The organism is Flavobacteriales bacterium (genome assembly GCA_019694795.1).
In the GTDB taxonomy this organism is placed as follows: Bacteria; Bacteroidota; Bacteroidia; order Flavobacteriales_D; family UBA2798; genus UBA2798.
In genome coordinates, this window is sequence record JAIBBF010000077.1 from 1 (window position 1) to 9349 (window position 9349).

9 protein-coding genes are annotated in these 9349 nt (G+C 39.7%); 7 read left to right on the top strand and 2 right to left on the bottom strand.

The genetic code is table 11. The annotated features are described in order from the left end of the window. A partial coding sequence (locus K1X56_13850; GenBank protein MBX7095800.1) for a hypothetical protein occupies positions 1-253 on the top strand: 253 nt, incomplete at its 5' end. Here the strand turns inward: K1X56_13850 and K1X56_13855 are convergent. Continuing rightward, positions 227-1042 (bottom strand): universal stress protein, encoded by an 816-nt coding sequence (locus K1X56_13855; protein ID MBX7095801.1) that lies wholly within the window; start codon positions 1040-1042, stop codon positions 227-229. The two genes, K1X56_13850 and K1X56_13855, sit on opposite strands and share 27 nt — an antisense overlap. 217 nt (positions 1043-1259) lie before the next feature. Between K1X56_13855 and K1X56_13860 the strand changes: the two genes are divergently transcribed. The 6 genes from K1X56_13860 to K1X56_13885 all read left to right on the top strand — a co-directional run bounded on the left by K1X56_13860 (position 1260) and on the right by K1X56_13885 (position 8872). Next, positions 1260-2147 carry a T9SS type A sorting domain-containing protein gene (locus tag K1X56_13860; GenBank protein ID MBX7095802.1) on the top strand — a complete coding sequence of 296 codons (888 nt, stop codon included), beginning with the start codon at positions 1260-1262 and terminating at the stop codon, positions 2145-2147. Between the two features lie 5 nt (positions 2148-2152). Further along, positions 2153-4561 carry a TonB-dependent receptor gene (locus K1X56_13865; protein MBX7095803.1) on the top strand — a complete coding sequence of 803 codons (2409 nt, stop codon included), beginning with the start codon at positions 2153-2155 and terminating at the stop codon, positions 4559-4561. A gap of 136 nt (positions 4562-4697) precedes the next feature. Continuing rightward, entirely contained in the window at positions 4698-5921 is a 1224-nt protein-coding gene (locus K1X56_13870; protein MBX7095804.1) for a hypothetical protein, read from the top strand. A 17-nt stretch (positions 5922-5938) separates the two neighbouring features. Further along, on the top strand, positions 5939-6340 hold the full coding sequence (locus tag K1X56_13875) for a (deoxy)nucleoside triphosphate pyrophosphohydrolase (GenBank protein MBX7095805.1): 402 nt from the start codon (positions 5939-5941) through the stop codon (positions 6338-6340). A gap of 98 nt (positions 6341-6438) precedes the next feature. After that, positions 6439-8109 carry a T9SS type A sorting domain-containing protein gene (locus K1X56_13880; GenBank protein MBX7095806.1) on the top strand — a complete coding sequence of 557 codons (1671 nt, stop codon included), beginning with the start codon at positions 6439-6441 and terminating at the stop codon, positions 8107-8109. A gap of 202 nt (positions 8110-8311) precedes the next feature. Further along, positions 8312-8872: a CAP domain-containing protein gene (locus K1X56_13885; protein ID MBX7095807.1), complete on the top strand. Its 561-nt coding sequence runs from the start codon at positions 8312-8314 to the stop codon at positions 8870-8872. A gap of 27 nt (positions 8873-8899) precedes the next feature. On the opposite strand, the gene K1X56_13890 is transcribed toward K1X56_13885, so the two are convergent. After that, on the bottom strand, positions 8900-9349 hold a 450-nt coding region (locus K1X56_13890; GenBank protein MBX7095808.1), incomplete at its 5' end, for a hypothetical protein.

Here is a 9349-nt window from a genome sequence, read left to right on the forward strand (position 1 = left end):
TGTAGAGATACCTGAAAAAGATTTAGGCATTGCTGCTGAAACCTGTTTTTCTATTATCAGTAATCCATCAAGAAGCATTGCCGAGCGGGCATTTGCTATGACTGTCCTCTATCGCATCTTGCAACGCGAACCCGATTTGATGCATGAATTTCAATTGGTCATTGAATCCACCCTCCAGGAAAACATACCTGCTTTAAATGCACGCTACCGGAATATTCAAAAAGAATTAAACCGCAATAAAACTAAATTGTGATCCGGCACCGGTATTTTCTGCGTCAATGGTAATTACAGGAATTCCCATTCGGTTATTCACCAGACCTTCCACAAATTTTGCAGAAAACAAATTAATGGTATCCGGATAATAAGTTGCCGCAAGAAGTTCTGCGTGGATATCGTGACACAATTGAAAAAGGTGATCAACGAAATGTTCGCGTTCGAGGAGGTGGACTTCATGATCAACATGAACACGGGTTAAATACTCTTTACAAACATTCAGATTCACCGATACCATCGATTTAAATTGCGGATCTTCATGTCGCCCCGCCACCAGGTGAATTTTAGATTTGAAACGCTCAGCCAATGAAGCTGCCGCTTTTACCACCTGAACACTGTCCCTTTCCAAATCAATCGTCATAACAATATGTTTAGGCGATTTCAAACTCACTTTTTTCTGTACAATGAGCAAGGGAACTTTGGTATGAGAAACAACTTTTAATGCATTCGATCCAAACATTTTTTGAAATCCATGCACCCCATGCGTTCCGAAAATCACCAATGTGGCAGCAGCAGATTCTGCTATCTTTCCTATATCTTTAAGTACACTTCCTTCAACTACCAGCGTAGATATTTTTACACCTGAGTGGGTGTGGCTATCCACCAGTGACTTCATTTTGTATTCGGCCTCCGCCCGATCAGATTCGGAAGCAATAATATGCAATAGGAGTACCGTATCTTTTGCAGGATCTGCAATATCCAAAGCTGCGTCGATTGCATTATGACTGACTTCGGTAAAATCTACGGCCACTAAAATTTTCTGTTCCATGAAATGTGTGTTTTATACCTGATAAAATTAGAGGAATTGAACGCAAATTCTTAAACCAAGGATTGTGACATTGGTCAGATTGCAATAAAATTTAGCAGACATCTGTCATTTTTTTCCTAAAAAAAGAACAAAAACGTATTATCATTTCATCATTTTCCCATTGATAAGTCCCGGTTAAGTCTGTTTTTTAAATTATATTTGAATTACAATTTCAGCTATGAGAAAACGTTACTTATTCCTATTGGCTTGTTGTTTAACAGCCACTGTATTACAAGCCCAACAGCTGCCCAATGCCAGTTTCGAAAGCTGGACCAATGCATCCGGAGCTAAGGATCGTCCCACCGATTGGAATCAATTGAATTCAACACTTCCTTCGCCTCTGGATTTGTTTGTTGGTCAAACCTGCTTTAAAACCACACCGGGATACAACAGCGCCACTTGTGTTAAACTAGTCACAGCCACCGCCCCTGCGCCCCAAAATGAAGCGAATGGGATTTTAACTACAGGTACTATCGACTATGTTGCCATGACTGTTACCGGAGGACTCGCCTATCCGTATCGTCCTGACTCTTTAGTGGGGTACTACCAATGTAATCCTGCCACAGGAGATAATGGCACGGTAGAAATGACCTTATTGGCCACCAATGGTGATACAGTAGGGAGAGCATTATTTTCTACACCCGGAACAGCAGTGAGTACATGGACGCGTTTTTCAGCTCCGTTTATTTATTCCCTGTCGCAGGTTCCTGATCTTGGTGTTGCATTAGCCTCTTCTTCCAACGGATACAACGCCGTATTAAATTCAGAATTATGGGTGGATGAATTAAGTATCGTCATTAATCCCCAGAGTGTAAATGAAAACAATGAAAAAACAATTTCTGTTTTATATCACAACAATGGGATTTTAATTGATTTATCCTCCGCAAAAGGAAATATTAGTCAGTTTAGTTTATTTGACTTACAAGGAAAGGAAATCCTCAGTAAATCCATTTCCAATGGTAGTGTTCAATTTATTTCAGCGGAACTTTCTACCGGAGTGTATTATTACAGATGGAGCAACCAGGATAAATCTCAATCCGGAAAATTAGCCATTAGCAATCATTGAAAAATTTGCTTCGGAAAATCGCTATACTGCCAACGTTTCTTCTTGCCTTTTCCTTTTTAATTTCGGCAACTGCATTTGCGCAAACCGGAATTGTAAAAGGGAAAATTCTTGATGCTGAAAACAAACAAGCCTTACCGGGAGCAAATTTTCTTGTATTGGAAAACCTGAAAGGTGCAGCGGCAAATCTGGATGGCGAATATTTGCTGGAATTGCCTGTAGGAAATTATCATGCTGTTTTTTCATTTACAGGAATGCAAAATGATACACTTGAATTTATTATTGAAGCCGATAAAATCATCACCCTGAATGTGGAATTAATTCCTGAAGATCAGATGCTGGATCTGGTGGTTGTTGCCGCAGGAAAATTTGAGCAGAACATCGAAGATCTAACAGTATCGATGGAAATTATTAAACCCCAGTTAGTCGAAAATAAAAACACCACTTCCATTGAAACGGCATTGGAACAAACGCCCGGATTAACCATTCTCGACCAGGAACCTCAGATTCGTGGGGGGAGTGGATTTACATTTGGAGTTGGGAGTCGCGTTGCGGTGGTGGTTGACGGAATGCCGATGTTAAGCGGAGATGCGGGTCGGCCCGAATGGGGATTTATCCCTGTAGAAAATCTGGATCAGATCGAAGTGATAAAAGGGGCCTCATCGGTGCTTTACGGATCATCGGCATTGAGTGGAGTCATTAATATCCGCACTGCATGGCCAACTACCGAACCACAAACGAAAATTAATTACACTACGGGATTTTACAGTAAACCTGAAATTGCAGGAGCAAAATGGTGGGACAAGGCACCTCTTTATGGAGGAATTAATTTTTTCCATTCCCGCATCATCAAACAAAATCTTGATTTGGTAACCGGAGGAAATTTCTTTTATGATCACGGATATATTGGTCCCCCAAAAACCGACCCCGGAGTTACCGATACCTTAACCAACTTCAGCGAAAAAGATCTACAAAAATTAAGAGGACGTTTTAATTTCAATTTGCGTTACCGCTCAAAAAAAATTGAAGGACTAAATTTTGGTCTGTCCGGCAACGGAATGATTTCCCATACCAATTTCGCTCTGGCCTGGCTCGACGACAGCGCTAATATTTACCGTGCGTACCCCGGTGCCATTTCATTGCAGCAACAAAAAATTTTTAATCTCGATCCGTTCATTCAATACGCCAATGGCAAAGGAATAAAACACAGTTTACGTACGCGGTTATTTTATAACGACAATACCATTAGCAATAATCAAAGCAACAACAGTAAATTATTTTACGGCGAATACCAGTTTCAGCGTCAGTTTCCATGGATCAGCGATTTTAATTTTACGGCAGGAGTGGTGAGTACCTATGCGCATAGTAATGCTCAAATCTATTCCGGAGGAGGATCGCCGAAAAATTCACTAATTAATATTGCAGGGTATTCTCAATTCGATAAAAAAATGTGGAAGATTTTAAATCTATCCGCAGGATTCCGAATGGAATATTTCGAAATGAATAAAACGGAAAGTGTGGTTAAACCCATTTTCAGAGCGGGATTAAACCTGCGTGTAATGAAGGCCACATGGTTACGTTATTCCTACGGACAAGGATTCCGGTTTCCTACCATTACGGAACGATATATTTTATTAAACACCGGCACATTTGGTGTATTCCCCAATCCACATCTCAATCCCGAAACAAGTACGGCGTATGAAGTTGGAATAAAACAAGGGTTCAAATTCAAAAAATTCATGGGCTATTTCGATTTGGCCGGATTTCATCAGGAGTATCAAAACACCATTGAATATTTATTTGGATTATGGGATGTGACTGTTGCACCTGCAGGATTTAAATTTTTAAATACCGGTAATACCAGAGTACGAGGTATAGATATTTCCATGATGGGAAAAGCAGAAATAAAAAAAGATATTGAAATCACCTTTTTAGGTGGCTATACCTACGTTGTGCCTTTAGCCATGCAGAAAGATTACGTTTATGCCTACGATAATGCACCCGGAGGTGCACAGGCGCTAAGTTACAATACCACTTCCATGGATAGTACACAGGGAATTTTAAAATACCGTTTTCAGCACACTGCTAAAATTGATCTGGATTTAAAATGGAAAAAATTCAGTTGTGGATATAGCGCCAGGTTGTATTCGAGTATGAAAAATGTCGACAAAGCCCTTGAGACCTTAGAACTACTAACAGCTGCTCTACCCTATTATCAGGATATTTTAATTACCGATTACTGGAAAAATCACCAAGGTGCAAATCTTATTCACGACGCGCGAATCGGATACGAAATCACGAAGCAACATCGCATTTCCATTGTTGCGAATAATCTTTTGAATAAAAGTTATATGCTTCGTCCCATGAAAATTGAATCGCCACGAACGCTGGCTGTTCAGTGGATCTGGAAATGGTAATCGCATATGCATCACCCGGTGAAAAGAGGGAAAGTCTTATGGATGCTGGATTAACGGAACCTTAAATTTTGATATAATCGGTTTTTTTTATGACCAATTTTTCAATTATAAGCCTTTTGCTGATTACATTTGAAGTATGAGATCACTACTTTCTGCAGCACTGGGCTTGGTATGTCTTTTGGGGAACAGCCAAACAGTCGATTTAAAATTCATGTCGCACAACATTCTGAATTATTCCGGAACCGACGCTAATCGTGGTCGCTGGCAGGATATCAAATTAGTAGTGGGCGATTATCAACCCGACTTTATGGTGATCCAGGAATTGAACGATGCAACTGGTGCAACTAAAATTCTCGACTCTGCTTTAAATGTAAATGGTCAAACCAATTATGCACGCGCTGCATTTGTAAATGGTCCCGATACCGATAACATGCTCTTTTACCGCGCCGATAAATTATTTCTGGTTGGCCAATACCAAATCAGCACCACCCTGCGCGACATAACCCGTTACGACCTGCGTTCGATCTCCGGTACCGACACCATCTTTTTCAGCGTGTTTTCAGCGCATTTAAAAGCAGGAAATCAACCCAGCGATGAAACAGATCGCTTAAACGAAATTAACGCATTCTGCAGCGCTATTTCTTCATTGCCTTCTACCAGTAATTTAATTTTTGCCGGTGACTGCAATGTGTATTCAAGTACAGAAGCATGGTACACAAAATTTACTTCAACGGCATGCTCGGTAAAATTTTACGATCCGATTAATATGCCTGGATTTTGGAATAACAACGGTGCATTTTCAACCATTCATACGCAAAGTACACGTACCAGTGCAAATTCCGGATGTTGCGGAGGTAGTACAGGTGGACTGGATGATCGTTTTGATTTGATTCATGTCAATTACAATACACTCGTTGGAACGGGTGGAATGAAAATACTAAGCAATACGTATAAAGCCTACGGTAATGATGGTAATCACTTTAACGCAGCAATAACCGATGCTCCGGCTAATGGAGTAGTTTCTGCAGCCATTGCACAAGCACTATTTAATATTTCAGATCACCTTCCGGTAGTAGCAACATTCCGTTTACATGCCGACTTCACCGGTATTTCCGAAAGCAATACGGAAAATAATGCCGTTCAGTTTGCCCAAGATCGTTTGTTCGTAAGCACCTCCGGTGATGGATTATTTAACCTTTCGGTTTACGATATTTCGGGTCGACTCGTACACACTGAAAATTTAAATCTTAGCAGCGGCGATCAAATAATTCCATTTATAAAACAACTGGAATCGGGCGTGTATTATTTTTCAATCAGCAATTCATTGATTAAATTCGGAACGAAAGCTGTTGTTGAATAAACTTTATTTCTGAAGATGTGATTACTGTTGTTTGTGCCATAATTCATTCCGAGGGTAAGATCCTATGCGCACAACGTTCCGAAAAAATGGCCATGCCATTAAAATGGGAATTTCCCGGTGGTAAACTTGAAAAGGGAGAGCATGCTGTGGATGGGTTAGTGCGGGAAATCCGTGAAGAATTAGGAATAGATATTTTAGTTCAAGCACCACTTACACCTGTAAGCCACCTTTATCCTAACGGACTCCATATCGAATTGATTCCTTTTTTATGTAAACCTTTAACCATCCAATTCCAGGTGCTGGAACATCAACAAATAGTATGGGTAGGAAAAGCGGATCTAATGGCACTGGATTGGGCTGAAGCGGATGTTCCGATTGTCCGGGAACTCCTTAATTTAAATCATTTTGCTAAGGATTAAATCTGATTTTTACAATTCGTTAAACCAAAACCACATTTCGTAAAACGGAATGGTGTCCTTAAATGTAACATGGCTAGAATTGTCAAAAATTAATCGCCATGAAAAAAAGATTACTCTTCTTAGCCGCATGTTGCATTCAACTGGCAGCACAATCACAAGTAGTGCAAATTGAACAACTCAACACGATTCAGGGAGCCGATACGGACAATATCGTGGAAATTGCAAAAGACAACTCCGGAAATATTTTTGTTGCCGGCGTTTTAGCCAATGGAACGCAGGATATGGATTTTGGTGCGGGCGTAGCAAATTTATCCTCTACCAATGGTAACCCTTTCGTTTCGAAATACGATGCCAATTCCAATTTAATCTGGACCAAAATTTTTAGTTCATCCGATTTAGCTACATGTAAAGGAATACATGTTGATGATGCAGGAGCAGTATATATTTTTGGTCAATATGGATATAGTATTGACGCCGACCCGGGTGCCGGTACACATACGTTGAGTTTTGCCGGTCTAGATGCTTACCTTATTAAACTAAATACCAACGGTAATTTAATTTGGGCAGCCAATTTAAACTGTCCTTATGGTTTCATAAATGATGTAGCCGTTAAAGGCGACCAACTATACGCCGTTGGAGAATACGGATATTATGCCGACCTAAATCCCGGCGCCGGAACAAACAGTGTAACGTCTAGCGATTTAATGGATGGATTTATGATAGAATTAGATACCGCATCACAATTTCAATCGGCGGTTACATTTGAAGGAACAGGTTATCAGGCTGTAAAAACAATTGCTATTTCTTCTACCGGAAACATTCACATAGGTGGGGAATTTGAAAACACCATATTTTTTGTCCAAAATTCAAATGTGTTAACCATGAATTCCAACGGAAACAGCGATGTTTTTATTATGAACTACGACAATAGTTTTTCACTCACCAATTATTTTTCATTTGGTAGTGATGATAAAGAGGGGATTCATAAAATTAAACTGGATAATTCTGACGATGTATATGTCTCCGGATATTTTTCAGACACCATTGATTTTGATCCTTCAGGAAACGTAGTAGAAAAAATCTGTAATGGAGGTTACGATGCTTATATAAGCAAATTCTCTTCCAATGGCACGTTTCAATGGAATTACACGTATGGAGGATTAAGCTATTATGATAACATCTACGATTTCGATTTTTCGGGGAACACGATTTATCTGGCATCAGAATGTTCCGGGCAAGTCGATTTCGATCCGGGAGCAGCGGTAGAGCAATTTAGTGGGGTGGGGACTTCTGTAATTGTTAAAATCGGCACTAACGGTGTATACCAACATGCCATGGATATGGGATCCGGGAATGGAGGAGGATGGATAAATCCGCGAACTATTTTCATCGACAATAACGCTGATATTCATGTAGGCGGCATGTACAATTACACGCCTTCATTTGTAAGTTACACCAATACGCAAAATGCGCCAACGGCTGCAGGCTATGATGGATTTTGGGTGCGTTACTCTGAGGTTAATAATGTGGGAGTAAATGAAAACCACCGTCAACAACTCAACCTCTTTCCTAATCCGGCCAATGACATCATTTATTTAAACGGAATTTCAAATGGGAATTATTTCATATATAACAGCGAAGGAAAATTGATCAGGAATTCAACATTATCCAATTCCACCCTTCCCATTTCTGATTTGAGTCCAGGTATTTACATTCTGCAATTTCAAACAAAAGAAAACCTTTCTACAGCAAGGTTCATAAAACAATAATCGCTTTTTTCATCGCGAGTAAGGAATCCCCGGAAGAGTAATCGGAAGGGGATTTTTTATGTTTACAAAATCAGAACGCATTCTATTTGCGTTATAAACCTTACCAAAAATGAAACATACTCCCTTTAAAAAAGTAAAAAGGAGAAATTGATTTTTATGACAAGAGCTTTACATGTTATGTTTCACTTAAATCCAAACTGTCATGAATGCTCTATTTTTCATCCAGATCTTATTGCTACCGCTAGGAGGAACTTTAAACACATCTCCTATAATAAATCTGCCCGACCAAGAAGCACATATCCTTGAGGATAATAAATTTCATCCTGTAGGGGAATTTACCAGGGTAAAAATTAAACGAATGTGGTTCTCTGAAAAAGCATATAATTTGTGCTTCAATTTTAGCAGAATTATCAGTGGACACCATCCGCTCATTGCTTCAATTCGTTTAAACAAAGCAGCCTCACAACATGCCAGGTATCAAGCGCAAAAAGGCGGTCCCTGTACCCATGTCAACTTTAAATCCCGATCAGAAAAATTCTCTTTTGATGCCGAAAATGTGGCCGTTGGTTATAAAACGAATATAGGCGCTCTTTTTGGATGGATTAGTTCAGATGGACACCGAAAAAACATGTATGGATATGATCATATTTTAATGGGAACCGGTTTTTATAAGCGAGTTGAAATTACGTACAAACGAAAAAATGGTAAGGCACGGCGTATAGAAAAAACCAAAACCAAATATTACACACAGGTTTTTAAATAAAACTGAACGTCAGGCAAAAAAATTACATCAATAATTCACCAGGCGTCCGCAAAAGGCTCCACCACCATAGAGAGATCCCGCTTTAAATGCTTTATCGATATAACTGGCAGGAATGGTTTGCACACCCCACAATTCACCGGTGAGGTACCCTCTTCCGTTAAAATAATGCAGGAACACTTCATATTCATGTCCAACCAACAACTGAAAACTTTGCGAGGAAATTGGTTTTAAATCCTGACTTAAAACCGCGGTATAAAAATTATCGCGGTTTTTAAAACTTACGGTGACATCCGCTGCTTTATCCATCGGACGATTAGCATAATGTCCGTACCCGAACAACAACAGTTCTTTAGTAGGTAAAATATACATATCCTGAACCGTTGTTAAAGTAGCCGTATTGGCCAGGACATTTCCCTTTTGATCGAACTTAAAAATAAACATTCGTTTACTATGGGTGGTATCTACTTCCTGACCGAA

What these genes read in the sequence shown, in the direction of transcription:
- K1X56_13855 (MBX7095801.1), bottom strand. Translation starts at nt 1,042, where the DNA reads ATGGAACAGAAAATTTTAGTGGCCGTAGATTTTACCGAAGTCAGTCAT.
- K1X56_13860 (MBX7095802.1), top strand. Translation starts at nt 1,260, where the DNA reads ATGAGAAAACGTTACTTATTCCTATTGGCTTGTTGTTTAACAGCCACT.
- K1X56_13885 (MBX7095807.1), top strand. Translation starts at nt 8,312, where the DNA reads ATGAATGCTCTATTTTTCATCCAGATCTTATTGCTACCGCTAGGAGGA.
- K1X56_13880 (MBX7095806.1), top strand. Translation starts at nt 6,439, where the DNA reads ATGAAAAAAAGATTACTCTTCTTAGCCGCATGTTGCATTCAACTGGCA.
- K1X56_13870 (MBX7095804.1), top strand. Translation starts at nt 4,698, where the DNA reads ATGAGATCACTACTTTCTGCAGCACTGGGCTTGGTATGTCTTTTGGGG.